Below are 26,086 nucleotides of genomic sequence, written 5' to 3' on the forward strand. Positions count from 1 at the left end.
GAAAAACCGATTACATTCGGCCCCGCCGAGGCCCCGCCCATCACGCCCACCCTCACCCCCCATCCGCCCCAGGTAGGGACACCTTCCCTTCCTTATAAGCCTTGCGGTACTGCGACGGCGTGTACGCGGTGACCTTCTTGAAGATCTTCGAGAAGTACAGCGGGTCGTGGTAGCCGACCGAGTACGATAACGACTTGACCGACAGCCGCGACTCCGCCAGCAGCTCGCAGGCCCGCCGGACCCGGAAGGCGGTCAGGTAGCCAGAGATGGACAGGCCGGTCGCTTTCTTGAACAGCCGGAACAGGTAGCTGCGCTCGATTTTGACATATTCCACGACATCCAGCACCGACAGCGAGGACTTCCAGTAGTTACTCTCAATATAAGCCTTGGCGGAGCCGGCATAATCCTTCTTGGCCGCCGCCTGCCCGCTCGGATAATACTCCATGTAGTACGACAGCAGCAGATGAAGTCCCGCCTCCGCACGCTCCCGCGCATAGGGCTCCAGCTCATTCGCCTTCACCCGGTCGAACAAGGGGCTCAGATCCTGCGGCGCAGACAGCGCGGCAACGGGCTGTTCCGGGGTAAGGTTAATCATCTCCAGCAGCCGCAAGGCCTCAGACCCGCTGAATTCAATCCAGCAATACGCCCACGGGTCCTGCGGATCAGGATAATAATACACCTCTGTCTGCGGGAAAATCATAAAGCTGCCGCCCGCCTCCACCGGAAACACCCCATGCCCGGTCTTCAGAAATCCCCTGCCGCTCACGATATAATGCAGCGCATAGACATCCCGCACGCCCGGCCCCCACCGGTGCAGATTGGCTGGCTTATATCCGTTTCCTTTTACCATTGGCCCTTCGCTGAGCCCGTGTTCTCTCGAATTCATTGTGAGCACCTGTATCCTTTACGCTAAGCTTAATACTCCTACTATAAGCCGATTCGGGCAATTACACAAAGACCCGCCTGTAAAAATGACAACGCTTTCTTAAGAATGTTGGCTTACGCCGCCCCTCACGCCGAAGGTAAACTTAGTGTAAAGGAGGAGCGAATATGGAACTGAATACACAGCCAAGAACTCCCGGAACCGGGGACGGCCGCGGGCCGCTTTTATGGAAACGCTTCAAAAAACAGAAGATCCTGCATCTATTCGTCGGTCTCGGCATGATCTATCTGCTGATCTTCGCGTATACTCCGATGTTTGGCATTCTGATGGCCTTCAAGGATTACAGCATCTCCAGCGGCATCAAGGGGATCTTCACCAGTGACTGGGTCGGCCTCAGATACTTCGATGAATTCGTGCATGACTACCAGTTCGGCAAGCTGGTCCGCAACACACTGGTCCTCAGCCTGCTGAAGGTGATCTTCGCCTTCCCGGCGCCGATTCTGCTGGCGATACTGCTCAACGAAGTGCGGCATATGGCCTTCAAAAGATTCGTGCAGACCGTCAGCTACCTGCCGCATTTCATCTCATGGGTGGTGGTGGTCGGTGTCTCCTACGCCTTCCTGTCCGCAGATGTCGGTGTGGTCAATAGGGCGCTGATGGGGATGGGCTTCATCGACGAGCCGCTATCCTTCCTGACCAGTCCGAATTACTTCTGGGGGCTGGCGGTAGGGAGCGCGGTGTGGAAGGAGATGGGCTGGTGGACGATTATTTTTCTGGCGGCAATCTCGGGCATCAGCCCGTCGCTCTATGAAGCCGCACAGATTGACGGAGCCGGCAGGCTGGCGCGCATCCGTTACATCACCTTACCGGGGATGAAGGGAACAATCGTAGTCGTGCTGGTTCTAACCATCGGCAGCATTCTCGGCGGCGGGCTGGTCGGCTCCAACTTCGAGCAGGCGTACCTGTTCGGCAACAGCATCAACAATCCGACCTCGGAGATTGTCCAGACGTATGCCTTCAGGGTGGGTCTCAGTGACGGACGGTTCTCCTATGCGGCTGCGATCGACCTCATCCAGTCCGTCATATCGGTCATACTGATTTTTAGCAGCAACTATATTGCCAAACGGGTGTCAGGCTCGAGTCTGTTCTAGAGAGAGGAGGTTAAACTATGCTCAAGAGCCAGCGACAGAAGGATCTCATTTTTGACAGCATCATCTATACGGTCTTGTTCATTATCATGCTCACCATGCTCTATCCGTTCTACTATGTACTGATTGCCTCCTTCAACAAGGGCTCTGACTCGCTGCTGGGCGGGATGTATCTGTGGCCCCGGAATTTCACACTGGAGAACTACCGGATGTTCATGGATGATCCCAAATGGGTAAAAGCCTTTCTGGTCAGCGTCCTGCGGACCGTATCAGGAACCCTGCTCGGACTGCTGCTGACCAGCATTGTCGCCTACGGGCTATCGCACCGGGATTTGCTGTTCAGCAAGGTTTATTTTACAGTAATCGTGTTCGCCATGTACTTCTCAGGCGGCCTGATTCCTTATTATGTGGTGCTGCGCTCCCTGGGGCTGCTCAATTCCTTCGCGGTCTACATTATCCCGTCGATGCTCAGCACGTTCTTCCTGCTCATCGCCATCTCATTCTTCCGTGAGATTCCCGGTGAACTCAAGGAGTCGGCGCATATCGACGGTGCCGGAGAGCTTACGATCTTCTTCCGCATCATTCTGCCGGTCTCCACGCCGGTGCTGGCCACCATGGCCCTGTTCATGGGTGTGGGGCAATGGAATTCCTGGCTCGATTCGGCGTATTTCGTCCAGTCTGAGGAGCTGCGCACACTGGCCTTCCGCATGATGGAGGTCATCAACAAGAGCAACTCCCCGATGGATTCCATCGCGGTGGCGAACAGCGCCTCAGCCGGAGTCACCAGCTTTTCACTGCAGGTTACTTCAATGGTGGTATCCATTATTCCGATTATCTGTGTGTACCCGTTCCTGCAAAAATACTTCGTAAGCGGCATCATGCTCGGTTCGGTCAAAGGCTAGCGGCAGCTTATAAAACATTCAATCATGGAGGGATTAGCTTGAACAACAGCAGAAGCAGAAGCATTAAGAGCATTGCAGCGGTACTTTCAATGGCCGTGGTTTTATCCGCCTGCGGCGGTAACGGGGGAAATACCGGCCAGAACACTCCGTCCGGCAGCCCGGACGCCGCAGCAGGCGGGAACGCATCGGCCCAGCCGGGGCAGGTGAAGGAGCTAAGCCTCTTCATCGATGCGTCCTGGTATCCGGTTAACGAATGGAAGGGGCCGGTTGCCGACAAGATTACAGAGAAGACGGGCGTGAAGCTGAAGGTCACGGTGGCCACCGATGACAAGCAGCTGCCGCTGATGATCGCCTCGGGCGACCTGCCCGACCTGGTGTTCACTTCTTCGAACGTGGACCGCTTATCTGACTCGAAGCTGTCCTATTCCTGGAATGAGCTGATTGAGAAGTATGCGCCGGATTTCAAGATTGATAAGACCCGCATTGCCATCCATACGATGGATGACGGCAACTTCTATACCGTACGCAACTCCTTCGCTACCCAGGAGGAGATGAAGAACAGTAAATATTCCCTGGGCAGCGACGGCAATCCGGGCATCGCGGTGCGTGAGGACATTCTGAAGGAGCTGGGGAATCCGCCGATTGAGACCCTGGACGACTTCGTGAAGGTATTGGGGATGGTTAAGGAGAAATATCCCGACATGGTTCCGCTGATCATGGACAAAGACTGGATCGAGCAGTATTTCCTGGCCCAGTTCGGCACAGAGACGCTGCTGGACGGCTGGTATGAGAAGGACGGCAAGGTGGAATATGCGATCAAGCAGCCGAAGATGCTCGACTTCTTCAAGTTCATGAACAGCCTGTACCGGGGCGGCTATATCCTGGCCGAGAATTTCGCCTTTACCAATGACCAGATCGATGACCAGTATGCCACGAACGGCAAGGCCTTCGCCCACAGCCATACGGTAGCGACTGCGGATACTGATAACATCAAGATCAAGAACAATCAGGGCAATTTCTCCTTCAAAATGCTGCCGAGCGTGCTGTCCAAGGATGCCAAGGTAGTCAGCACAGGGCTAGGTTTCTCCGGAACCTTCATTACCAAAAAGAACAAGGACCCGGAGGCGTCGATTAAGTTCATCGAGTATCTGGCGAGCGATGAAGGCAAGAAGCTGACGATGTTCGGCGTCGAAGGGGAGCACTGGACCTGGAATGAAGAGGGCCACCCGGACTTCAAATACAATCCGTCCGATGCCGATTTCGTCAACAGCAACGGCATTAAGTGGTGGTATCTCTATAATGACGGCGTGACCGAGGGAATGCTGTCCTATGTGCCTGATCTGCAGAAGACCCAGGCGCTGATGGAGCTCAAGTCGGTCCGCATCTACAAGCCTGAGCTGGGCCTGATCCAGACTCAGCCGGATTCGCAGGAGAAGACCATCAAGACCAAGATCGACGAAATGGTCAAGAATGAGAAGGTCAAAATCTATCTGGCCGAATCCGAGGAGGAAGCGGTGGCCGCCTACGAGAATATGGTGAAGAACGCAGAGAGCATCGGCCTGCAGAAGCTGACGGATTGGGCAAATGCCACTTACCAGAAGAAGAAGGAATTATTCAAATAAGCTTAAGCGTAAGCGGATTCTTACCGGTAGAGACCTGGTCTCTACCGGGTTTTGCTTGTTCGTGGTACGATTAGGGAACCAAAAAAAACGGGCACCGGAGGGACAGCCTGACGTGAGCATTGTACGCAAAATGATACTGGGATATATCCTGCTGATCTTCATACCGGTCGTCACCTTCGGATACTATTATTACAACAAGATCTATGACAGCTTAAGCAGCCAGTTTGTCGAGAGCCGGCAGAAGATTCTGGAGCAGGCCTATGCCAACATGAAGGCGGATCTGGCGCGGATCGATTCGACCCAGCGTATGCTCCAGTACAACCCGTATGTCATGGATTATCTGGATGGAAGCTATGCGTCGGACTCTGAGAGTATCTATGCCTATAACCGGTATATCAATCCGGTGATTATGCAGTCGCTGAATATCAGCCCTGAGATTGAGGCCTTCCGCATCTATGTAACCAAGCCGGGCGTGCTGCCTATTACCGACCGGCTGCTGGAGAGGTCGGAGCTGGATGCCCAAGGGGCGGGAGACTCACGCGGGCTGTTGCCGGGACAGGGGAAGTGGGTGCTCCCGGACCCCGGAATGGAAGCGCCTCCGCTGGTGTTCTACCAGAATATCTATAATCCGGACTTCACCGAGATTATCGGCCTGCTGGAGCTGCGGGTCAGCAGCGAGCTGATCCGCAAGTTCTACAGGGCAACCGGCGGGGGCAACTGGACCGCGCTGCTGCTGCCGCCGGAAGGGATGCCGCAGGGCCGGGAGGACATCCTCGCCGGTCTGGACGAGGCGTCCCGGGCCAGGCTGGCCTCGCTGGACCGGCAGCCGTATTTTATGAACCGTGAGGTGATTGTGAATCAGTTGTATATCAAGGAGCTGGGTGTCCGGGTCGCGGTCATCGGCAAGGTGTCCGAGGTGTTCCGCTCCATCAGGAACCAGGAGCTGGTGATGGTTGCCACGCTCGCCATTCTGCTGGCGCTGCTATCCTTGGCGTATTATAACCTGGCTTCGACTATCACCAAGCGCGTCCTCCGGCTGGCCCGGCATATGCGCAATCTGAACGACGATAACCTGAAGCAGTCGGTCAGCAAGGAGGATAAGCCGGGGAGGAAGGATGAGATCAGCTTCCTGACCGATACCTATAATTCGATGCTGCTGCGGATGGATGAGCTGATTAACAATGTCCACCGGGCCGAGCTGCGCAATAAGGAAGCCGCTTACAAGGTGCTTCAGGCCCAGATTAAGCCGCATTTTCTCTATAATACGCTGGAGACCATCCGTATGCTGGCCGAGTCTAACAACGATACCGAGGTCGCTGAAATCTCCTACTGGTTCGGCAAGCTGATGCGGTATAGCTTGTCGGCGCAGGAGGATCACACCGTTCTCTCCCAGGAGCTTGAGACCGTGGTCTTCTATCTGAATATTCACAAGATGCGGCTGCAAAAAAGACTCACCTACGAGGTCGATGTGGCTATGGATGCCGGAACCCTGAGCTGTCCGCGGTTCATTCTGCAGCCGCTGGTCGAGAACAGTATCATCCACGGGGCGGCGGTGACGCTCCGGCCGGTTCATATCAGGATTCAGGCGGTGGAGACGGCCGAAGAGATCCGCATTAGTGTTGCCGACAGCGGCATCGGGATGCCTGAAGCCCAGCTTAAGCAGATGAACGCCAGGTTAGTTAATGGGGCCGAGCTGAATTCCGGGGAAGAGTCCGGGGGAGGCGTAGGCTTATATAATGTCAGCGAGCGGATCAAATCGTTCTATGGCGGGGACTCACGGCTGGTGCTGGAGAGCACAGAGGGCCAGGGGACCACGCTGACCATCATCATACCGAAAGGAGCGGCGGAGCACTAATGCGCATATTGATTGTAGACGACGAGCCGATTATCCTTGGAGGGTTAGTCAAAATTATCCGGGAAGCCGCGCCGGCCGGCACCGAAATCCGGGAGGCCGGCGATGCGTTCGAGGCGCTTCAGCTCATGCGGGAGTACCTGCCGGATGTGACGGTGACCGATCTTCATATGCCTGAGAAGGACGGGTTCGAGATGATGGAGGAGGCCCGGGAGGGCAGCTTGTGTGAGCGCTTCATTATTTTGACGGGCTATGACGATTTCGAATATGCCCGCCGGGCGCTCCGTTCCGGTGTGGTGGATTATCTGCTGAAGCCGGTGGATAAGCAGGAGATGGCCGCATTGCTGAGCCGGATTCATAGCAGCCTGCCCGCCGCCGAATCCCCGGATATTCCGCCCCATGCCCGGCGGATTCTGGCCTATACCCAGGCCAACTATATGAACGATCTGTCGCTCGATCACCTGGCGGAGCTAATGCAGCTTCATCCCAATTATGTCAGCAATCTCTTCAAGAAGCTGACCGGCGATACCTTTGTCAACTATCTGAATGCAACCCGCATCCGGGAAGCACAGACACTGCTCCGCACCCGCCGGGATCTGCCGGTGAGCGAGATCGGCCGCCGGGTGGGCTACGAGAACAAGCATTATTTCAACAAGGTGTTCAAAAAATATACCGGAAGCACCCCGGGCGCTTACCGGGACACCGCTGAAGCCTGCTGCTCTGGCGCATCCGTCAATGATTTTACACCCGATTAACATGCTTCATATGTTCGCGTGATATAACTGAACCAACCGGTTATAAGAGGAGAAGATCAGATGAAGCTTACCAAAGAGGAGAAATCGTGGATTCTGTATGACTGCGGGAATTCCGCGTATTCGATGGCGGTGACGACGGCGCTGCTGCCGATTATCTTCGGCATGTTCAGGAATGTGGGCAGCAGCATGGACCTGGGGTACTTCAACTCCATTGCCAGTATCCTGGTCGCCGTGCTGAGCCCGATCTTAGGGACCATTGCCGATTACAAGGACCGGAAGAAGCGCTTCTTCCTGTTCTTCGCGGCGCTTGGCGTGCTGTCCACCGCATCATTGGCCTTCGTGCCGCCGGACAGCGGGCAATGGCAGCTATTGATTGTCTTTTACATTCTGTCCGCCATCGGCTTCGCCGGGTCCAATATCTTCTACGATTCCTTCCTGGTTGATGTCAGCGGTGATGAGCGGATGGACAGGGTATCCACCAGAGGATTCGCCTACGGGTATATCTTCAGCTGTATTCCGTTCGGCATCAGTCTGGTGCTGATCTTCCTGCTGGGGATGGACAAGGCCATCGGCTACCAGATCGGGTTCATCATTACCGCGCTCTGGTGGGGGCTGCTTACAGTGCCGATGCTCCGTGATGTGCAGCAGAGATATTACATTGAGCCCGAGCCGAAGCCTGTTGCGAACAGCTTCAAGCGCCTCGCTGCCACCTTCAGGAATATCCGCCAGCACAGGCTCGTGTTTGTGTTCCTGCTGGCCTATTTCTTCTACATTGACGGAGTAGACACAATTATCAAAATGGTTGTGCCCTACGCCACCTCCGTCCTCGGCACCGATGCCCTGGATACCTTCACGCTGCTGGGGATTCTGCTCATCATCCAGGTGATCGCTTTTCCCTGCGCTATTCTCTACGGCAATCTGGCCAAAACCTACTCTGCGCGGACCATGATCATCGCCGGGATCTTCACCTATATCATCTCGTGTATCGCCGCCTTCTTCATTAGCTCGGTATGGCATATCTTCCTGCTGGGCGCGCTGATCGGCTCGGCACAGGGAGGCATTCAGGCGCTGAGCCGTTCCTATTTCGCCAAAATCATCCCGAAGGAGAATTCCAACGAATTCTTCGGATTCTACAACATCTTCGGCAAGTTCGCGGCGATTCTCGGGCCTGCCTTAATGTCGCTGACCACCACCCTAACCGGGAATGCCAGCTACAGCATTCTGTCGATTATTCCGCTGTTTGTGATCGGCCTGCTCATCTTTATCACCTTGCCTAAGAGGGCATAGTATGGAATCTGCCAGACTACAACCACGAATACCAGTTGCAGCCAATCACCTGATTGACCTCCCCGACGATGGGACGGATTCTGGGGCTGGGGCTGAAAAGTATGAATTGAAGGTGAATAGAGCAACTTCCATCGGTCTGATCAGGTTGTCCGCGCACGCGGCAGCCGGGTCGGGCTTTTTTGTCGTTGATTATACCGGCAAATACGATGATAGCTTGCTTTTGCGGTGTTGCGGATGTGTGGTGCGAGGTCAACTGTATACGGAAAACCGAACACAATTTAGTTGTTGGTGGGTTTGTGAGCAAATGTATGCGGAAAACCGAACACAATTTACTTGTTGGTAAGTGCGAAGGCCAAATGTATGCGATAAACCAAATACAATTTGCTGGCGCGTAGTGGGGGGCGTTTACTCTAGGAGTTAGTTGGATTTACTCCACTTGCTGATGAACGAATGAGCGCTTCCCGGACAATAGTTGTATAACCAACACTTAATTTCGGCCCATTCAGCCGTAGAAGCCCAAACATACTAGTTTAGTTGTATTTTTTTCACTTGCTTCCTTACATTTACCTGAATCGTGCTAATTAAGATGCATTTTTCCACCTGTTTGCCACTAAGAGGGGGCACCGCCCCTGAACATTAACCAACGCCACCACGGTAATTTAAATTTAAAATACCGTTGACATTTTGCCTATAATCAAATATATTATCCAAAAGAATAAAAGTTTCCTTTAGGAAACATATATGAGCGATAGAAACATTATAAATGATCAGAAATGATGGGTTATTTTTAATCCTGACAGGAGGGGTGGTTAGACATGATTCAGATCAAAGAGCTGAACGTTGACTATTTCGGACATACCGCGCTGGAGGACGTGACTCTGGATATTCCCTTCGGGCATTCGGTGGGCATTATCGGGCCCAATGGCGCCGGGAAATCCACATTCATCAAGGCGCTGCTGGACGTCATCAAGAAGCGGAGCGGAACGGTGAAGGCAGAGGGGAAGGACATCGCCCGGTACAGACGGAAGATCGCTTACGTGCCGCAGAAGAATGATATCGACCTGACCTTTCCCATTACCGTCAAGGATACCGTGCTGACCGGAACCTATCCGAACCTGAAGCTGTTCCAGCGGGCGGGGAAGAAGGAGCGGAAGATTGCGGAGCGCAGCATGGCGATGGTGGAGATCAGTGACCTGGCAGAGAAGCAGATCAGTAATTTGTCCGGCGGACAGCTGCAGCGGGTATTCATCGCCCGGGCGCTGGCCCAGGAGGCCAGTGTGTTTTTCCTGGATGAGCCGTTTGTCGGCATCGACATGCTCAGTGAGCGGATCATCGTGAACCTGTTCAAGCAGCTCCGCGAGGAGGGGAAGACGATTCTGGTGGTGCACCATGACCTGCATGAGGTGGAGGAGTATTTTGACAAAATTATTCTGCTCAACAAGCAGCTTATCGCCTTCGGAGATGTGCAGGACACGTTCACCACGGAGAATATCCGCCGGGCCTACGGCACGTCCTTGGGCAATGTGATGATCCAGGGCGCGGGAGGTGCCGCTCATGCTTGAGTCTCTGTCCGGTCTGCTGAACATTCCGGTATACGCGATGAACGCCGGCTTGTCGGCCATTATTCTGGGGATTGTGTCGGGAGCGCTGGGCAGCTTCATCGTTCTGCGCAAAATGTCGCTGATGGGTGACGCCCTATCTCACGCTGTACTTCCGGGTGTGGCTCTGTCGTATATCCTGGGGATCAACATGCTGCTTGGAGCTTCATTGTTCGGCCTGTTAGCCGCGATACTTATTCAGTTCATCACCAGCCGCAGCAACATTAAGAGCGATACGTCGATCGGCATCATTCTCAGCTCCTTCTTCGCGCTTGGCATTGTCCTGATTACGTTCGCCCGCAGCGGGCTGGATCTCACCCATATTCTGTTCGGCAACATTCTGGCCGTTCCGCAGTCCGAGCTGCTGCAATCCTTCATCATTATGCTGGTGGTGATTGCAGTCATTGCCCTGCTGTACAAGGAGCTGCTGGTCAGCTCGTTCGACCCGGTCGTGGCGAAGGCGTATGGACTGAAGACCGGCTTCTATCATTATCTGCTGATGATGCTGCTCTCGGTCGTGACCGTCTCTTCCCTGTCCCAGGTCGGCATTGTGCTCGTAATCGCTATGCTAGTCATCCCGGCAGCCACCTCGTATCTGTGGTCCCGTTCCTTGCTGCACATGATCCTGCTGGCTTCTGCGGCCGGGGCGGTATCCGGCGTAACCGGTGTGTATGTGAGCTTCCGCTACAATCTGCCTACAAGCGCTACCATCGTGCTGGTGGGCATGGCCCTGTTCATCATCTCATTCATTGTATCGCCCAAGAATAATTTCCTGCGGAGAGGACTGAAGCAAGCATGACACGTACAAACCGGATTCATATTGTCAGAATCATAACCGTATCCCTGCTCCTCCTGTTGCTCGCGGCTTGTTCTGACAGCAGCACCGGCAAGGGGGAGGCGGAGGGTGACGGCAAGCTACAGATTGTAGCCACCTATTCCATCCTTGCGGACATGACCCGGAATATTACGGGGGATAAGGCGGACGTCTACAGCATGGTACCCATCGGAACAGACCCGCATATGTATGATCCGCTGCCTGCGGACACCGGGAAGGTCTCCGGTGCGGACCTGATTTTCTATAACGGCTTGAATCTGGAGACCGGCAAGGGCTGGTTCCAGGATCTGCTGAAGGTAACGAAGAAGGAGGATAGCGCATTCGCTGTCTCGGACGGGGTCACACCGCTGTACTTAACCGAGAAGGGCAAGGAGTCCCAGGTGGACCCTCATGCTTGGCTCGACATCCAGAATGCGGTCAAGTATGTGGAGGTCATCACCGCGCGGGTGATTGAACGGGACCCGGACAATAAGCAATATTACCTGGATAACCAGACCGCATATGTGAAGGAGCTGACGGAGCTGGATCAGTATGCCAAGGAAGCTGTGAGCAAGATCCCGCAGGAGAAGCGCGTCCTGGTAACCAGCGAAGGAGCGTTCAAATACTTCTCCCAGGCCTACGGCTTCGAGTCCGCCTTCATCTGGGAGATTAATACCGACAGCCAGGGAACACCGGAGCAGATGAACCGGATTATCGGTATTATTAAGGAAAAGCAGATTCCCGCATTATTCCTGGAGACGAGCGTCAATCCCAAGACGATGGAGACGATCTCACGGGAGACCGGCGTGCCGGTCCACTCCAGGATTTTCACAGACTCTCTGGCTAAGGAAGGCGAGGACGGCGACACCTATCTGAAGATGATCAAGTGGAATATCGATAAGGTAATAGAGGGCTTATCCCGATAGACCCTAACAAATAACCCGCAAGCGTGGATGAATTGCTTATCCGGTCTTGGCGGGTTATTTCCGTTATTGTTCATTGTTCAAGCGGTGACAATCCCGAGAATGAAGCCGTCATAGCCCTTGACGCCAACTGTCTGCAAGGCAGTAGCATCTATGCGCGGCTCCTCTGCGAGCAGGTCCATGAAGCGGCGGATGCCCTGCACCCGGTCATCTGTACTGTCCGGGTTAATGACCTCGCCGTCGCGCACCACATTATCGGCCACAATGACCGCTCCCGGACGGGCCAGCTTCAGCGCCCATTTCAGATAATGGGGATTGTTCGGCTTGTCGGCATCAATGAAGATGAAGTCGAACGGCTCCGTTCCCCGGGCCTCAAGCAGCGCCAGCGAATCTAGTGCCGGACCTTCAATGATCTCTGTCTTGTCCGCCAGCCCCGCCATTCTCAGATTATCCTCCGCTACAACGACATGCTTGTGCTCGAATTCCAGCGAGACTAGCCGGCCTGTCTCCGGCAAAGCCCGCGCCAGCCAGATGGTGCTGTACCCGCTCAGGGTGCCGATTTCGAGAATGTGGGCGGCCCCCTTCATCTTGGCGAGCAGGTGCAGCAGCTTCCCCTGGTTGGGAGCGACAGCGATATCCGGCAGACCAGCCCCAGCTTGGGCATCCAGTACGGCGTCCAGCACCAGGTCTTCGTCCAGCAGCTTGGTATTGAAATACTCATCCACCTTACTCCATTTGCTCTGTTCGTTCATGTGAATCCCTCCGTAAGTTGTTTTTAAGTTGTATTGATGTATTGGATCTGCTTTAAATATAAGGTAAAATCATTCATAATACTAATATATGTTTGTGTAATTAACATACATCTAGATTATGAATGGAGAATGCTCATGAACCTTCATGCTCTGAGGTTATTCTATTATGTTGCCGAGGCGGGCAGTGTTACGAAGGCGTCAGCCTTGCTTAATATCAGCCAGCCGGCGGTGACCAGCCAGATCAAGAAGTTCGAGAAGGAGCTGGGGCTGACGCTGTTCAACCCCAGCGGCCGGGGGATTTCCCTGACGCCCTTCGGGACAGAGCTGGCGAAGCAGGCAGGCAATCTGTTCACCTATGAAGAGCGGATTGAGGAATTCGTGGAGGATTACCGCCAGGGCAGGAAGGGGAAGCTGCGCATTGCCGCCACCTACCTTCCGGCCAATTTCCTGGTGCCGGGCTGGGCGGCCCGGTTCAAGGCGGGGCACCCGGAGATGGAGATTGAGATTACAACGACCAATTCACAGCAGGCCTTTGAGCAATTGCAGCGCCGTGAAGCGGACGTCGCCTTTTACGGGGGCGGAGCCAAGGAGAAGCCGGAGGATGTGGACTGGCTGGAGCTTTTGGAGGATGAGCTGTGGTTCGTAGTGGCCCCTTCCCATCCCTTCGCAGGCCGGACGGTCTCGCTGCCGGAGATGATGCAGGAGCCGTTCGTGATGCGTGAGGAGGGCAGCTCTACCCGGGCGCGTCTGGTCTCATTATGTACGGCCTATGGCCTGAAGCCGCCGCGTGTGACTCTGCAGTTCAGCGGGCTGGGCGAGGTGATCCGTTCGGTTATGGCAGGCTATGGCGCCAACTTCATCTCCTCGCTGGCTGTGCGGGACTATGTGGAATGGAAGCAATTGTCCCGGGTGCATGTGGAGGGCATTCAGCTTAACAATAATATTGCCGTCTGTACACGCAAGAACGAGACCCTGCCAATAGCGCTGCAGCAGTTTATTGACATCTGCCGACAGGTATAAACAATAATAATATATTTTATATCGATCAAAATATATTGATTATCGATAAATAATATGCTAAATTGAACTCACATTAACAAGTGAGGTGTTTCTTGATGAATCGCAAGCCGGGATCAACGACTTTTCTGAAGGCGGTCATTATTGTATTTGCGCTGGCGGCGCTGGCCCTGTGCATCTTTGCTGTACCGGCCATCGCAGAGTTTGCAGCGGAGCTGTATCCGAAGCATTCCTATATCCAGGTGCTGGTAATGATCGATCTGTACGGTGCGGCGCTGCCGTTCTTCATTGCCCTGTCCCAGGCATTCAGGCTGCTTAGCTTCATCGACCGGAACGAGGCGTTCTCGGAGGATTCGGTACGGGTGCTGAAGCATATCAAGCATTCGGCGGTATCCATCAGCGGGATGTTCACCTTAGGGCTGCCGCTGTTCTATCTGATGGCGGAGAAGGACGATGCTCCGGGCATTATTGTGATCGCGCTGGTTCTGATCTTCGCTTCGATGGTCATTGCTGTATTCGCAGCAGTACTCCAGAAGCTCTTGAACGAGGCAATAGCTTTGAAATCCGAGAATGATCTGACGGTCTGAGGTGATGATTATGGCGATTATAGTCAATATTGATGTGATGCTGGCGAAGCGGAAGATGAGTGTGACCGAGCTTACGGAACGGGTGGGCATCACCATGGCGAACCTGTCGATTCTCAAGAACGGCAAGGCGAAGGCGATCCGCTTCTCGACGCTGTCTGCCATCTGCAAGGCGCTCGATTGCCAGCCGGGGGATCTGCTGGAATACATACCGGATGCCGGTGAACCGGAGGAGCCGGGAGCAGGGGGCGGGCTGGAGTGAGTCCCTTAACACGGCTGCTGCATTTCGGGTATCATCAGGCGATGAGCTGTATTTTTCCTGTAGCAATCTTTGCAACGTTAATTCTGACGGATACGTTCCGGTTGCCGTTCATCCACCGCTATGATCTGATTCTGCTGATCCTGCTTACTGTGCAGTACCTGATGTACCGGAGCGGGCTGGAGACGCTGGATGAGATCAAGGTGATCTGTGTGTTTCATGTGATTGGACTGGTGCTGGAGCTGTATAAAATAAGAATGGGCTCCTGGGCATACCCGGAGCCCGGCTACACGAAGCTGTTCGGCGTTCCGCTGTACAGCGGATTCATGTACGCCAGTGTGGCCAGCTTCATGTGCCAGATCTGGCGTAGACTGCAGATGGAGCTGACTGGCTGGCCGGGCCTGGCTTCGGCGGGACTGCTGGGCGGTGCGATCTATCTGAACTTCTTCACCCACCACTTCATTCCTGACTTCCGCTGGTGGCTGACAGCCTTGGTAGTGGTCGTATTCTGGCGGACCTGGATCATCTACCGGGTGCAGGGCAAGACGTTCCGGATGCCGCTTGTCCTGGCTTTTGCCATTGTCGGCTTCTTCATCTGGCTGGCCGAGAATATTGCCACCTTCCTCGGGGCGTGGCAGTACCCGGACCAGCACGAGCGGTGGCAGCTGGTAGGCTTCGGCAAGATCAGCTCCTGGTTCCTGCTGGTGATTATCAGCGTGATCATTGTCGCCCAGCTTAAGCATGTCAAAGCCGGGAGGACCGGGACCAGATAGCCAGCCCGTCCAGCGGGTAACGGAAGGACGAACCGCTCCCGTCTGGAGCTGCCGGAATTAGCGCACACTTGTCTCCTTCGGATTGGAGCGCGAAGAGCTGCTCGATATGATAAACACCGGGCTCCGGGGCAGACTCATACAGCCTTAGCGCAGCCCCGGCAGCGGTGACAGCCGTTATGGCTGCTTCATGCACACCTGTAATTCCGTATTCTGCCTTAGCAGGCTTGCCGTCCAGTGACCCGTAGGCGTCTATCTTGACTGCGTAGCCTTCCGAGCCGAAGCGAATACGGCTGAGTGCCTTAACCGTGAGATTGCGGACGGTCCGGTTACGGAGCAGGCGGGTCAGGCCGGTGCGGCGCAGCAGGGCTGCGGCGGAGGTGGCGCTGCGGGAATCGAAGCAGAGCCGGGTGGAGACCGAAGGGACGTCCAGGGTCAGCGGCAGGGTTACCTGATCCGAGAACGGAAAGCGGTAGGCCCGGTGCTGCCGCAGATCAAAGCCGAAATCAGCAGTCTTGGCTTCTGTAAAGCTTGAGACGGAACGCGGTCTGCCGTGTTCGGTGATTGTGAAATCCGCGGCGAGGTTGTCCACCGTCCACTCCAGCGCCGCCTGCCCGTGGCTGTCGCCCAGCCCCAGCATAATGGAGATATCTATCGACTCCGTATGCGTAAGCCCCCGGGCCGCCTGCGCGGCGAGCAGATTCGTTAAGCCGGGAGCGAGGCCGACACTGAGCAGGGCGGAGGCCTGAAAGCCATGCTTGACCGGGTCCAGCTGCTGGAACTGGGTCAGGAATTCTCCGTTTGCCGAGACATCCACGTAATGGGTTCCGCTCTGGAGGCAGGCTTCGGCCAGCCGGGTGTTCTGCTGGTCGAGGCACATGATGACCAGCCTCGTCCGTTCCAGCAGCTTAGGGTCAAGCGGCTGATCCGCTGCCAGCCGGAGCGGCTTTACATGCCCGCCGGTGCTGCGGGAGAAGTCTTCGGCACGCTGCAGATTTCTTCCTGCCGCGTAGACCTTGCCGGGGTACTTCTCTCCAAGAATACGGCTGATCTGTGACCCCACGTGGCCGTAACCGCCGATGACTATAATATCTGTTTTCATGCTAGAATCCCCGTCCTTTATGATATCGCGCAGTATCTGCGGTATAATGAGATTTGATATGTTTTGGGGTTGCTTTGTGTATTATTATCCGGATTACACGGGCGACAGACTATCCCACATTTATGGGATTTCGGAGAGGATGGAAGATGAACGAGGCGATACGAAGCATTGCACAGCTTGATCCGGCACGGGGCGGGCCTGACCTGGATTCGATGCAGTACCGGGAAGCGGTGATTGCCAGGCTCCGCCGGCTGGTTCCGTTCGCTGCGGCCTGCTGTACGACTGTAGACCCGCATACGCTCTTAACGACCGGAGCCGTAACGGAGCAGGGACTGGAAGCGGTGCATTCCGTGCTGCTGGAATATGAATATCTGCGTGAGGATGAGATGAACTACGCGCAGCTGGCTGAAGCAGATATTCCGGTAGTCAGCCTTAACATGGCAACGGGCGGGGAACCGGAGAGGAGCGAACGCTACCGCAAGGTGCTGCAGCCGGCCGGATTCGGGGATGAGCTGCGGGCGGCACTGCGGACCGGCGGCGTCTGCTGGGGGTTCCTGACCCTGTTCCGGCCGCTGGGAGACCCGCCGTTCCAGGAACGTGAATGCGACTTGATTGCATCAGCGGGGCCAATCATCGCTGAGCGTCTGCGCAGTTATGCCTCTGTGCTGCCGGTCACCGCAGCAGACAGCGGGGTGCCGGAGGACAACGGCATCCTGGTGCTGGATGAGCATCTGGCTCCGAGAAGCGCGAATGCGGCAGCAGACTATTGGCTGACCCGGCTCCGGCAGAAGGAGAAGCTGGCAGATGGTATGCTGCCCGGACCGGTGCGCGCTGTCTGCCTGCGGGTACTTGCGGAGCTGGAGAATAAGTCTGCCGGGGCTGAAGCATCGCGGGCAAGAATCTGCCTCCAGACCGGAGACGGATCTTACTTGACGGTGACCGCAAGCAGGCTTGGCGGCCCGGAGCGGCTGCTGGCCGTGTCTTTCGTCAGCGCCCGCTCTGCGGATGTCTTCCGGCTGCTGGCCGAGGCCTTCGCCTTCACCGCGCGGGAGAAGCAGCTCGCCGAGATGCTGTCGCTGGGGTTATCGACCAAGGAGCTGGCCGAGTCGCTGCATATCTCTGCCTATACCGTGCAGGATCATCTGAAGTCGATCTTCGCCAAGGCCGGGGTATCCAGCCGCCGGGAGCTGATCAGCAGATTGCTGCCGCGTTAGACCTATAATGAAACAGGGGATGACCCGGAAGCCGTGAAGCGGCTCCTGAGTCATCCCCTGTTTGCTAATCTATAGTAAACGGCTTCGCACCCCTTACTGGCGCAGTGTCTTCAGCGCGCCGCTCCAGGCCAAGACCTGATCCAGCATCGCATTAACATTAGGGGCGTGCAGGTCAGCAGGCTTGAATACAGAGCCGTTCTCGAAGTCGGTGAACAGCGAGAGCAGCGGGTGCACGCGAACGTCGGCCACGGACAGCTCACCGAGAATGCCGCGCAGATGCTCAGCAGCACGGGCGCCTCCGGCGGAGCCGTAGCTCACGATACCGGCAGCCTTGTTGTTCCATTCTTCGCGGGCCGAATCCAGTGCATTCTTGAGGGCTCCGGTAATGCTGTGATTGTATTCCTGAACAATGAATACGAATCCGTCCAAGGTAGCCAGCTTGGCAGCCCAAGCCTGGGCTTCGGCGTAGCTGTCGCTTTCCCCGAACATCGGCAGCTTGAAGTCGGCAATATCTACGATTTCATAATTGGCATCGCCGCGGGCGTCAGCGATTCCCTTGACCCATTCGCCTACCTGCGGGCTAACGCGGCCCTGGCGTGTACTTCCGAGAATAATTCCGATGTTAAGTGTTGACATTGTAATTCCTCCCTGGTTTTGGTTTTCCGTAATTTGTATTGCTGATCTGCTTTTTATTATAGCTGATAACTTTAATAAAGCAAGTGAAATTTTGAAACCTTAATAATTTTTTTGCGAAAAATTAAAACGGCCCAATGACCGCCCCGAATCTGGGGCAGGCAATGGACCGCTATATCTCTGCTTGCAGCTAATGACCGGCTTCGGCCGGTTCTTCTTTTCCGGCCAGCCGCTTAACCACATAAGGCACAGCAATGGAGGTCAGAATGACAGCGCAAGCAATCTGTGCTACCGCTGTATCCGCATAAGCGGCATAGGCCGGATTGAATCCGGCAGCCATGCTGGGTACGACCATGGACAGGCCGGCGACAGAGCAGGTGGCTGCCGCAGCATACCCTGGACGCTTCAATAAGAGGCGGTCGACGGCAATCAGCGGCAGCAGACAGAGGAGGAAGAACAGCAGGGTTAACAGCAGCCCGGACAGGCTTGAGCGGAAGGCCAGGCTAAGGTTGATGTTGGAGCCGAAGCTGATGCCTAGGAACGGCAAAAGAATAACGGTTCCCGGTGCGAACATTCTCTGAAGATTAACATCAAGATTACCAAACAGAATACCGGCTGCAAAAGGAAGCAGCGTGGCTGCCACGCTAAGGTAATCGATTCCCGCACCGCTGGCCGAGTTCAGAATCATAACCGGGATGACAGGTACGGCGATCAGGTTCAGAACACCAAAGGCGGCCTGATCCATGTCATCTCCATATGAATGCATCAGGGCCAGATACAGGCCGGGATTACAACTGGTCATCACGGCGATGAAGGCGATGGCAGAGATCCCGCCGAAGCCCTCCGCGCCGAATATCTGCATAAATGCCCAGCCGGACAAGCAGGCGATCAGTATCCTGGCCAGCGTGTGCACCCCGGCCCGCTTCAGGGTGGCAGGGAGCTGGCGCAGGTTCAATTGCGTCCCGGATACAAACAGGATGAGGCCGATAAGCACCATCGTTCCTTTGGACGTAAACAGAGCGGTTGTCGGATCACCAATGCCGAACAGCTGCGGAAATACTGTGTTGACGCCTGCTGCGAGCAGCATCGGAATGATAAGCAGCCCGCCGGGAATTTTGGTGACAGTTCCCAAAATGTTCATGTGCCTACAGCTCGGCCCCGTTCGTCCGGATAACATTCTGATACCAGTAGAAGGAATCCTTGCGGGTTCTTTTCATTGTACCGTTGCCGTAGTCATCCTGGTCTACATAAATGAATCCGTACCGCTTGCTCATCTCCGATGTTGTAGAGCTGATCATATCAATCGGTCCCCACATCGTATACCCGATCATCTCCACGCCATCCCGGATGGCCAGACCCATCTGCTCTATATGCTTGCGCAAGAATTCAATGCGGTAAGGGTCATTCACCGTACCGTCTTCATTCACCTGGTCGTAGAAGCCTGAGCTGTTCTCCAGAATAAACACAGGCTTGCGGTAGCGGTCATACACCAGATTCAGCGTATAACGCAGGCCCACAGGGTCGATCTGCCAGCCCCACTCATTTTCCGGCAAATGCGGGTTTTTATAGACACTGTGTACGTTGCCTGCGGTCAGTTCAAGCTGCTCCGTATCACTGCTGGAGATCATGGAGTTATAGTAGGACATACCCACGAAATCCGCCGTATGGGCCCGGATGCTGTCCAGATCGCCTTCCTCTATCTGCAGTTCGATGTTTTTCTCCTTAAAATAAGCCTTGGCGAAGTAAGGGTACTCACCACGGTTCAATACATCGAGGAAGAACTGGTTCTTCATCTGGTCATCCTTCTGCATCTGGAGCGCATCCTCCGGTTTGCAGGTGTACGGATAAGTGGTGAAGTAGGCGACCATGCTGCCGATTTGATTATCCGGGTCAATCTCATGCGCCAGCCTGGTGGCTCTGGATGCTGCCACGAACTGATGGTGCAGGCCCTGGAACAGCATTTCCTCATAATTGGGCTTGTCGTATTCAATAATACCAAGCGTCTTGGCTCCGGCCTTCACGCTCATGTTGATCTCGTTGAACGTCACCCAATACTTTACTTTACCTCTGTAACGCTTAAATAATACCTCGCAGTAGTTGACGTACAGATCCACCAGCTTGCGGTTATACCAGCCGCCGAACTTATCAATCAGCACGATGGGCATATCGAAATGGCTGATTGTGATCAGCGGCTCGATGCCATGCCTCAGACATTCCTCAATCACCTGATCGTAGAATTGCAACGCCTTCTCGTTCGGGGCGGCATCGTCTCCACCGGGGAATACACGGGCCCATGCGATGGAATAACGGAACACCTTGAAGCCCATTTCAGCGAATAACGCAATATCCTCACGGAAGGTATGGTAAAAATTGATCCCGCGGCGTTTTGGATACTTTACGGTATCCGGGTCATGTTTCGCCTCTGCAATCATCTCATGGCTGATCTTCATCTGCTTGGTGATCTTACGGTCATTGTCCTTATTGAATTTCATCACATCGGGGATGGTCAGGCTCTTGCCGTCTGCATCATAAGCCCCCTCTGCCTGACAGGCGGAGAGTGCACCGCCCCATAGGAAGCCTTCGGGAAATAGAGATTGTGTCATGTTATTGTTCCTCCTTAAGTGGTATGTTTAGGGAATTAATTTGAGCAGTGCTTCGCTTTCCCGGATGGAGCCGCTGTCTGCTGCGGTCAGCACATCGCCGAACTGCTGCATGTTGGTCACAACAATCGAGGTAACCGTAGGATAGCCGTCAGCAATAATTCCTGCGGAATTGAACTCCACAAGCAGATCACCTGCCTGGATGGATTGTCCCTGCTCAACATAAGATTTGAAATGCTTGCCTTTGAGGCTCACCGTATTTACCCCGATATGAATCAGGATTTCCACACCGTTCTGTGCTTTCAGCCCGATGGCATGTTTGGTCCGGTATAAGGCTTCAACCACTCCGTCAAAAGGGGCATACACCCGGCCCTCGGCCGGTACAACAGCAATACCTTTGCCCATCAGCTCTTGGGAGAAGGCCTGATCATCCACCTCGGATAACGGCTTGATCTCACCAGTCATCGGGCTGACGATCAGCATTCCTGCGGTATCCGCAGTGCGGGAGACCGCAGGGGCGGCATTATGGGCGGCTGCCGGCGAAGCGGCGTTTTTCTTTGCCTTTGTGGCGTCCTTCCCGTCAACATCCTCCTTAATTCCTGCAAGCAGGGTGAAGACAAAGCCTAGTACGACCGCAGCGATGGAACCGATGATGACATAAACATAACGGTCAGCTGTATACGTTCCTAATGCCAGCACTCCCGGAAGGGCAATGGCATTCGCACTGGCATGAACGATACTATAGAAGCCGCCAACCAGTCCTCCCGCTGCACACCCGGCAAAGAATGGCCGTTTGTAACGGAGATTGACCCCGTATATCGCCGGTTCGGTTATACCGAACAAGGCAGTGAACCCGCTGGACCCCGCTGCGGATCTCATCGTGTTGCTTTTGGTGAGCACGAATACACCGAAGGCCGCCCCCGCCTGGGCCAGGTTGGCTGCAATGGCTGCCGGCAGCAGCATCGTGGAGCCGACGCTGGCGATCTGCTGGATCTGAATCGGCATAATCGCGTAATGCATCCCGAACATCACCATAATCGGCTTGAAGAACCCGAGAATCGTACCCGCCAGCACCCCGGCAGTAGCGTACAGATAGTTAATGCCGTCCGTCAGCCAATTGCCGATATATGATCCAACGGGCCCCAGCACGATTAATTCCAGCGGGATCATAATGAACAAGATAATCATTGGTGTTAGGAGTACCTGCAGAAATTTGGGAATGATTTTGTTCACGACAGGATAGAGATAACTCATAACCCACACCCCAAGGATGATTGGAATGACCGACGACGAATATTTCATCAGCAGAATCGGCAACCCGAGGAAATCGATCGTTTTCACGCCGGTTTCGGCAATCTTAGCTGCGCCGTCGAGAATGACCGGATGCATCAGTCCGGCGGCCAGGGCAACGGCCAGATACGGATTGGTTTTGAATTTCTGGGCAGCGCTCACAGCGACGAAGAAGGGCAGGAAGTAGAAAATCAGATCGCCGATCATATTGATGATCGACATAAACCCGGTGCCTTGCAGCCATCCAAGCGCTGCTAGTACTGTAGCCAAACATTTAATCATCCCGCAGCCGACCAAGGCCGGGAGAACAGGGGTGAAGATGCCCGCTATCGTCTCCAGAACCACGTTGGCCGGATTTTGTTTCTTTTTGGGAGCCGCCTCCCCATGTTCACCCTGGAGGTCACCCGAGGTGAGGCCGCGCAGCTCAGCATATACAGCATCCACCTTGTTCCCGACCACCACCTGAACCTGGCCGCCGGCATTCTGCGCCTTCAGCACACCCTCCAGTCTGTCCAGTGCCTTCAGGTCTGCCTTGCTGTCTTCTTTCAGCACGAATCTCAGCCGGGTTGCACAGTGGGTGAGAGAGGAAATATTACGCTCGCCGCCTACAAGCTCCAGTACATTTTGGGCCAATTCCTTGTTGTTCATGACCATTCTCCTTACATAAAGTTGTCTGGGAATAAAAAATGACCAAGCCGGGGAATCGTCATTCCCGTGTGCTTGGTCATGCCTGATCGAATCAGTAACAGTCCATATGAGAGTATTCAATTATGAAAATAGGCTTGACTAGTCATCTGAGATTAGCCTTTGAATATGAAGGATAAGGTACAGCTTCTCATCATTGGTACAGCTCCAGCCGTAATTGCTCTGCAGGAACGCCGCGATCTTCTCCACACACTCCAGTTCACGGGGGAAATTCTCTTTGACCATCTCAAACAACGCTTCATTCTCTTTCCTCAGCGATTTGCCGCTCATCTGCCGCATGATGAAGTAACGGATATGGGTAGCGAAACGCATGAAGTGAATGGACTCTTCCTCGAAATCAATCTTCAGCGCGTATTTGATGATGGACAGCATCTCGCCGGTAACGGTGGTGATCCTGGTCGTATCGCTCATTTCTCCAGAGCCCACCTGGGCATTGACGAAATGTAGAGCAATCAGGGTCGTTTCGGCAGCCGGCAGCCGGACACCCGACTTCGCTTCAATTATCCGGATTGCTTCTTCACCTACACGGGTCTCATCCGGGTACAGGGTGCGCACTTCCCATTCCAGCGGATTCTTGATGGAGACGCCTTCACGGGTACGGGCCAGAGCAAAGCTTATGTGGTCTGAGAGGGTGAGCAGCAGATTGGTATTGAACGTCTTATGCAGAATGTCGCTGCCCATGGTAATGACTTCCTCCGCAAGATAGATGTGCTCAATCGGAATGCTGTTCAGCAAGTCGTACATGCGGATGTTTTTGGGAGCGACAAAAATTTTCTCCACGACCATATCAGTCTCGGTAAGCTCATAAGGGGTCTTAAGAAAACCTACTCCCTTGCCAACCACAAACACTTCCTCGTTGTTGTCATTAATGGCAATGGCTACGTTGTTGTTCACTTTCTTGATGACCTTCATACCTGCTCACCTCCCCGCCAAATAAAAATGACCGAAAAGGATTACAGAAAATGTAATCGTTTTCGGTCATGCCTGGTTGCCCAGTAACAGTCCGTGTAAGGAATATATCCTTATTATAGCCGTCCACATTGAAAAGTCAATCATCCATTTTCTGCATCTGGCATGTCAGAGGTTATGTCATTATGCATAACATTGGAGGGGTGATTTTAGGCGGAAATACCAATAGGTTCGATGAATAATTGATATATAAGGTGAAGTTAGCTTAAAATACACTCAACAAGTCAATTATCCTGACATATAATTAACTATTCTTAAACATAAAGGGGTGGGGGAGCCATGATAGAGGAAAAGAAGCAGCAGGCAGAGCTGGAACTCCCGCGTGATTGCACCTTCTCGCCGGAAGACTGGCGGATTCTGGCCCAGTACTGGTATCCGGTCGCGGCTGCGGAGGAGGTGCAGGACCAGCCGGTGGCGGTGAAGCTGCTGGATATGAAGCTGGTCTGTTACCGCAGCGGAGACAAGGTGGTGGTGGCCCGGGATCTTTGTTTTCACCGCGGCGCTCCCTTGAGCAAAGGCTGGGTCGAGGACGGGGAGATTGTCTGTCCGTACCACGGCTTCCGTTATAATTGTGAAGGGAAATGTACAGCCGTACCGGCGCATCCTGCTGCCAAAATCTCGCCCCGGCTGAAATTAACCGTCTATCCCGCTGTCGAGCGCTATGGCCTGATCTGGACCTGCCTTGGCGGCGCACCGGAGCAGATCCCTGCCTTCCCGGCTTGGGATGATCCTGACTATATCAATATTCTCATTCCGAGCTTCGATATTGCCGGCTCCTCCGGGCGGCAGATGGAGGGCTTCCTCGATGTATCTCACTTCGCATATGTGCATACAGCCACCTTCGGGGACCGCAACAATACAGAGGTGCCCCAGTACAAGGTATGGCGGGAAGGGGAGACGGAGCTGGTGGCTGAATATTGGAGCACGGTCAGCAACTACGGCAAGGGACAGGAGAATCCGGCCCCGGAAGGCTTCCAGTGGCTGCGCGAATTCCGCGTCTTTGCCCCCTTCGCCGCTTCACTGACCGTCTATTTCCCGGATGAGGGCCGGCTGAAGATTCTGAATTGTGCTTCACCCGTGTCGGCCCGTTATACCCGGCTGTTCTGCCCGATCTCACGCAACTTTGACAAGAGCGCCCCTGTTGAGGACACCATCAAGTTCAACCTCCAGGTGTTCCAGGAGGATGCGGAGATGGTGGAGGCACAGACGCCGGAGGACCTGCCGCTGGATCTCCAGGCCGAAGCCCACATACCGGCGGACCGGACATCGATTGCTTACCGGCAGCTCCTGACCAGCCTGGGGCTGGGCCGGAATTATACTTCATAAGAGAAATTTCCATAGCTAAGCGTCAGCCCGGCAGACGAGAGCGGACTCTCGGCTGCCGGGCTGACGCTATGCGGAGTAGTCGGAAAACCGACCACAATCGGCGCTGCGTAGGCACACGGACCGAATGTAGTCGAAAAACCGACTACATTCGGCGTTGCTTAGGCACACGGACCAAATGTAGTCGGAAAACCGACTATAATCGGCGCTGCGTAGGCACACGGACCGAATGTAGTCGAAAAACCGACCACAATCGGCGCTGCGTAGGCACGTGGACCAAATGTAGTCGGAAAACCGACTACAATCGGCGTTGCGTAAGCACGTTGAGGGTATCCTACACTGTGTAATTCTCCAGCGCGAGGCTCCATTTTCCCTCCACATGCTCAATTGTGTGCAAACTGGTATAGTACGCAGGAAATGGGGTGGTCTGGTTATTCCAGTCCAATTCTTTGAGGATGTAATATATATTGTCGATAACTCCGCCGTGGGTAACAATCATGACATTATCGTCCGGCCCCCGTTCCATTTGCTCTTCGCACAAGCGGGTAAACGCTTCCCCGATGCGGGAGAAGAACTCCTGCGGACTCTCGCCGCCGGGGTAACGCTCGTCCATCCGCAGACTGCTGAAGTACAGGCCCGGATACCGCTCATTCACAATCTCATTAGGCATTCCTGCAATCACGCCATTGTTCATTTCTCTCCATTCCATACTCCGCTCCAAAGGTAACTCCAGTTCCCTTGCCAGTTCCCCGGCTGTATCCAGCGCCCGCGCCAGGTCGCTGCTGACGATACGTTTGATTTGCAATGAAGCCTGATTCTCCTTCAGATAGCGGCCCAGCTTCTGGGACTGTCTATATCCTTCCGTATTCAGTCCCCGTTGACTCCAGCCTCCGCGATACCCTTCGTCATCCGCTCCGTGCCTTACCAAGTAAATCGCCAACTTCTCATCGCCTCCCGTATGTAGAGCGTTCCCATTGTTACTGATGAAAGCATGATTTGAGCATCCTGTTAAGGATATCACTCCGCTTCCAGAATGTTCAAGGACCGAAGCTGCGAATGCCCCCGGTTACAATAAATTACAAGA

General features: G+C 54.5%; 24 protein-coding genes. 15 read left to right on the forward strand and 9 right to left on the reverse strand.

Translation table 11 applies throughout. From position 1 onward, the window contains the following. Positions 1-52 precede the first annotated feature (52 nt). Complete coding sequence (locus K1558_RS01175; RefSeq protein WP_238649539.1) at positions 53-886, reverse strand: helix-turn-helix domain-containing protein; 834 nt, start codon at positions 884-886, stop codon at positions 53-55. A gap of 164 nt (positions 887-1,050) precedes the next feature. Between K1558_RS01175 and K1558_RS01180 the strand changes: the two genes are divergently transcribed. The 9 genes from K1558_RS01180 (at position 1,051) to K1558_RS01220 (ending at position 11,787) form a co-directional block, all read left to right on the forward strand. Beyond that, complete coding sequence (locus tag K1558_RS01180; RefSeq protein WP_238649540.1) at positions 1,051-2,034, forward strand: ABC transporter permease; 984 nt, start codon at positions 1,051-1,053, stop codon at positions 2,032-2,034. A gap of 17 nt (positions 2,035-2,051) precedes the next feature. Next, positions 2,052-2,933: a carbohydrate ABC transporter permease gene (locus K1558_RS01185; RefSeq protein WP_238649541.1), complete on the forward strand. Its 882-nt coding sequence runs from the start codon at positions 2,052-2,054 to the stop codon at positions 2,931-2,933. Between the two features lie 38 nt (positions 2,934-2,971). Then, positions 2,972-4,555 carry an extracellular solute-binding protein gene (locus K1558_RS01190; protein WP_238649542.1) on the forward strand — a complete coding sequence of 528 codons (1,584 nt, stop codon included), beginning with the start codon at positions 2,972-2,974 and terminating at the stop codon, positions 4,553-4,555. A gap of 112 nt (positions 4,556-4,667) precedes the next feature. Beyond that, positions 4,668-6,410 (forward strand): sensor histidine kinase, encoded by a 1,743-nt coding sequence (locus tag K1558_RS01195; RefSeq protein ID WP_238649543.1) that lies wholly within the window; start codon positions 4,668-4,670, stop codon positions 6,408-6,410. After that, positions 6,410-7,162 (forward strand): response regulator transcription factor, encoded by a 753-nt coding sequence (locus K1558_RS01200; RefSeq protein ID WP_238649544.1) that lies wholly within the window; start codon positions 6,410-6,412, stop codon positions 7,160-7,162. Before K1558_RS01195 ends, K1558_RS01200 begins: the two co-directional genes overlap by 1 nt. Before the next feature lie 60 nt (positions 7,163-7,222). Then, on the forward strand, positions 7,223-8,449 hold the full coding sequence (locus K1558_RS01205) for an MFS transporter (RefSeq protein WP_238649545.1): 1,227 nt from the start codon (positions 7,223-7,225) through the stop codon (positions 8,447-8,449). A gap of 818 nt (positions 8,450-9,267) precedes the next feature. After that, on the forward strand, positions 9,268-10,011 hold the full coding sequence (locus tag K1558_RS01210) for a metal ABC transporter ATP-binding protein (protein WP_238649995.1): 744 nt from the start codon (positions 9,268-9,270) through the stop codon (positions 10,009-10,011). Further along, positions 10,004-10,846 carry a metal ABC transporter permease gene (locus K1558_RS01215; RefSeq protein WP_238649546.1) on the forward strand — a complete coding sequence of 281 codons (843 nt, stop codon included), beginning with the start codon at positions 10,004-10,006 and terminating at the stop codon, positions 10,844-10,846. The genes K1558_RS01210 and K1558_RS01215 overlap by 8 nt, the downstream gene beginning before the upstream one ends. 14 nt (positions 10,847-10,860) lie before the next feature. Beyond that, complete coding sequence (locus K1558_RS01220) at positions 10,861-11,787, forward strand: metal ABC transporter substrate-binding protein (RefSeq protein ID WP_238649996.1); 927 nt, start codon at positions 10,861-10,863, stop codon at positions 11,785-11,787. Positions 11,788-11,864: 77 nt separating this feature from the next. Here the strand turns inward: K1558_RS01220 and K1558_RS01225 are convergent, their stop codons facing one another. Further along, positions 11,865-12,536, reverse strand: a complete 672-nt coding sequence (locus K1558_RS01225; RefSeq protein WP_238649547.1) for an O-methyltransferase — start codon at positions 12,534-12,536, stop codon at positions 11,865-11,867. A 135-nt stretch (positions 12,537-12,671) separates the two neighbouring features. On the opposite strand from K1558_RS01225, the gene K1558_RS01230 reads away from it, so the two are divergent. From K1558_RS01230 to K1558_RS01245, 4 genes are all read left to right on the forward strand, one after another. Then, entirely contained in the window at positions 12,672-13,556 is an 885-nt protein-coding gene (locus K1558_RS01230; protein ID WP_238649548.1) for a LysR family transcriptional regulator, read from the forward strand. Positions 13,557-13,651: 95 nt separating this feature from the next. Further along, positions 13,652-14,140 carry a DUF2975 domain-containing protein gene (locus K1558_RS01235; RefSeq protein ID WP_238649549.1) on the forward strand — a complete coding sequence of 163 codons (489 nt, stop codon included), beginning with the start codon at positions 13,652-13,654 and terminating at the stop codon, positions 14,138-14,140. A gap of 10 nt (positions 14,141-14,150) precedes the next feature. Continuing rightward, complete coding sequence (locus K1558_RS01240) at positions 14,151-14,399, forward strand: helix-turn-helix domain-containing protein (protein ID WP_238649550.1); 249 nt, start codon at positions 14,151-14,153, stop codon at positions 14,397-14,399. Beyond that, a complete protein-coding gene (locus K1558_RS01245) occupies positions 14,396-15,169 on the forward strand; it encodes a DUF817 domain-containing protein (RefSeq protein WP_238649551.1) in 774 nt (257 codons plus the stop codon). The genes K1558_RS01240 and K1558_RS01245 overlap by 4 nt, the downstream gene beginning before the upstream one ends. Here K1558_RS01245 and K1558_RS01250 read toward each other — a convergent pair. Continuing rightward, positions 15,141-16,268, reverse strand: a complete 1,128-nt coding sequence (locus K1558_RS01250; RefSeq protein ID WP_238649552.1) for a saccharopine dehydrogenase family protein — start codon at positions 16,266-16,268, stop codon at positions 15,141-15,143. The two genes, K1558_RS01245 and K1558_RS01250, sit on opposite strands and share 29 nt — an antisense overlap. 146 nt (positions 16,269-16,414) lie before the next feature. Between K1558_RS01250 and K1558_RS01255 the strand changes: the two genes are divergently transcribed. Next, positions 16,415-17,482, forward strand: coding sequence for a helix-turn-helix transcriptional regulator (locus K1558_RS01255; RefSeq protein ID WP_238649553.1), 1,068 nt, complete (start codon positions 16,415-16,417; stop codon positions 17,480-17,482). A gap of 93 nt (positions 17,483-17,575) precedes the next feature. Here the strand turns inward: K1558_RS01255 and K1558_RS01260 are convergent, their stop codons facing one another. The 5 genes from K1558_RS01260 to K1558_RS01280 form a co-directional block, all read right to left on the reverse strand. Then, positions 17,576-18,118 (reverse strand): NADPH-dependent FMN reductase, encoded by a 543-nt coding sequence (locus tag K1558_RS01260; RefSeq protein WP_238649554.1) that lies wholly within the window; start codon positions 18,116-18,118, stop codon positions 17,576-17,578. A gap of 187 nt (positions 18,119-18,305) precedes the next feature. Then, on the reverse strand, positions 18,306-19,256 hold the full coding sequence (locus K1558_RS01265) for a 2-keto-3-deoxygluconate permease (protein WP_238649555.1): 951 nt from the start codon (positions 19,254-19,256) through the stop codon (positions 18,306-18,308). A gap of 4 nt (positions 19,257-19,260) precedes the next feature. Beyond that, the gene (locus K1558_RS01270; protein ID WP_238649556.1) at positions 19,261-20,718 is read right to left on the reverse strand and encodes a glycoside hydrolase family 1 protein; all 1,458 of its coding nucleotides are present in this window, start codon (positions 20,716-20,718) and stop codon (positions 19,261-19,263) included. Positions 20,719-20,745: 27 nt separating this feature from the next. Then, entirely contained in the window at positions 20,746-22,653 is a 1,908-nt protein-coding gene (locus tag K1558_RS01275) for a beta-glucoside-specific PTS transporter subunit IIABC (protein ID WP_238649557.1), read from the reverse strand. A 138-nt stretch (positions 22,654-22,791) separates the two neighbouring features. Next, positions 22,792-23,622: a PRD domain-containing protein gene (locus K1558_RS01280; protein WP_238649558.1), complete on the reverse strand. Its 831-nt coding sequence runs from the start codon at positions 23,620-23,622 to the stop codon at positions 22,792-22,794. 336 nt (positions 23,623-23,958) lie between these two features. Between K1558_RS01280 and K1558_RS01285 the strand changes: the two genes are divergently transcribed. Next, a complete protein-coding gene (locus K1558_RS01285; protein ID WP_238649559.1) occupies positions 23,959-25,005 on the forward strand; it encodes an aromatic ring-hydroxylating oxygenase subunit alpha in 1,047 nt (348 codons plus the stop codon). A 331-nt stretch (positions 25,006-25,336) separates the two neighbouring features. Here the strand turns inward: K1558_RS01285 and K1558_RS01290 are convergent, their stop codons facing one another. Beyond that, complete coding sequence (locus K1558_RS01290) at positions 25,337-25,942, reverse strand: histidine phosphatase family protein (protein WP_238649560.1); 606 nt, start codon at positions 25,940-25,942, stop codon at positions 25,337-25,339. Positions 25,943-26,086: the final 144 nt, after the last annotated feature.

Origin of the sequence: Paenibacillus piscarius, from assembly GCF_022234545.1 — a bacterium.
Lineage (GTDB): Bacteria > Bacillota > Bacilli > Paenibacillales > Paenibacillaceae > Paenibacillus_AQ > Paenibacillus_AQ piscarius.

Bases quoted from the DNA above. Each gene is read 5' to 3' on its own strand.
- K1558_RS01225 (WP_238649547.1), bottom strand. From the start codon at position 12,536: ATGAACGAACAGAGCAAATGGAGTAAGGTGGATGAGTATTTCAATACC.
- K1558_RS01180 (WP_238649540.1), top strand. From the start codon at position 1,051: ATGGAACTGAATACACAGCCAAGAACTCCCGGAACCGGGGACGGCCGC.
- K1558_RS01265 (WP_238649555.1), bottom strand. From the start codon at position 19,256: ATGAACATTTTGGGAACTGTCACCAAAATTCCCGGCGGGCTGCTTATC.
- K1558_RS01275 (WP_238649557.1), bottom strand. From the start codon at position 22,653: ATGAACAACAAGGAATTGGCCCAAAATGTACTGGAGCTTGTAGGCGGC.
- K1558_RS01255 (WP_238649553.1), top strand. From the start codon at position 16,415: ATGAACGAGGCGATACGAAGCATTGCACAGCTTGATCCGGCACGGGGC.
- K1558_RS01235 (WP_238649549.1), top strand. From the start codon at position 13,652: ATGAATCGCAAGCCGGGATCAACGACTTTTCTGAAGGCGGTCATTATT.
- K1558_RS01205 (WP_238649545.1), top strand. From the start codon at position 7,223: ATGAAGCTTACCAAAGAGGAGAAATCGTGGATTCTGTATGACTGCGGG.
- K1558_RS01260 (WP_238649554.1), bottom strand. From the start codon at position 18,118: ATGTCAACACTTAACATCGGAATTATTCTCGGAAGTACACGCCAGGGC.
- K1558_RS01285 (WP_238649559.1), top strand. From the start codon at position 23,959: ATGATAGAGGAAAAGAAGCAGCAGGCAGAGCTGGAACTCCCGCGTGAT.
- K1558_RS01250 (WP_238649552.1), bottom strand. From the start codon at position 16,268: ATGAAAACAGATATTATAGTCATCGGCGGTTACGGCCACGTGGGGTCA.
- K1558_RS01175 (WP_238649539.1), bottom strand. From the start codon at position 886: ATGAATTCGAGAGAACACGGGCTCAGCGAAGGGCCAATGGTAAAAGGA.
- K1558_RS01215 (WP_238649546.1), top strand. From the start codon at position 10,004: ATGCTTGAGTCTCTGTCCGGTCTGCTGAACATTCCGGTATACGCGATG.
- K1558_RS01280 (WP_238649558.1), bottom strand. From the start codon at position 23,622: ATGAAGGTCATCAAGAAAGTGAACAACAACGTAGCCATTGCCATTAAT.
- K1558_RS01200 (WP_238649544.1), top strand. From the start codon at position 6,410: ATGCGCATATTGATTGTAGACGACGAGCCGATTATCCTTGGAGGGTTA.
- K1558_RS01230 (WP_238649548.1), top strand. From the start codon at position 12,672: ATGAACCTTCATGCTCTGAGGTTATTCTATTATGTTGCCGAGGCGGGC.
- K1558_RS01185 (WP_238649541.1), top strand. From the start codon at position 2,052: ATGCTCAAGAGCCAGCGACAGAAGGATCTCATTTTTGACAGCATCATC.
- K1558_RS01270 (WP_238649556.1), bottom strand. From the start codon at position 20,718: ATGACACAATCTCTATTTCCCGAAGGCTTCCTATGGGGCGGTGCACTC.
- K1558_RS01240 (WP_238649550.1), top strand. From the start codon at position 14,151: ATGGCGATTATAGTCAATATTGATGTGATGCTGGCGAAGCGGAAGATG.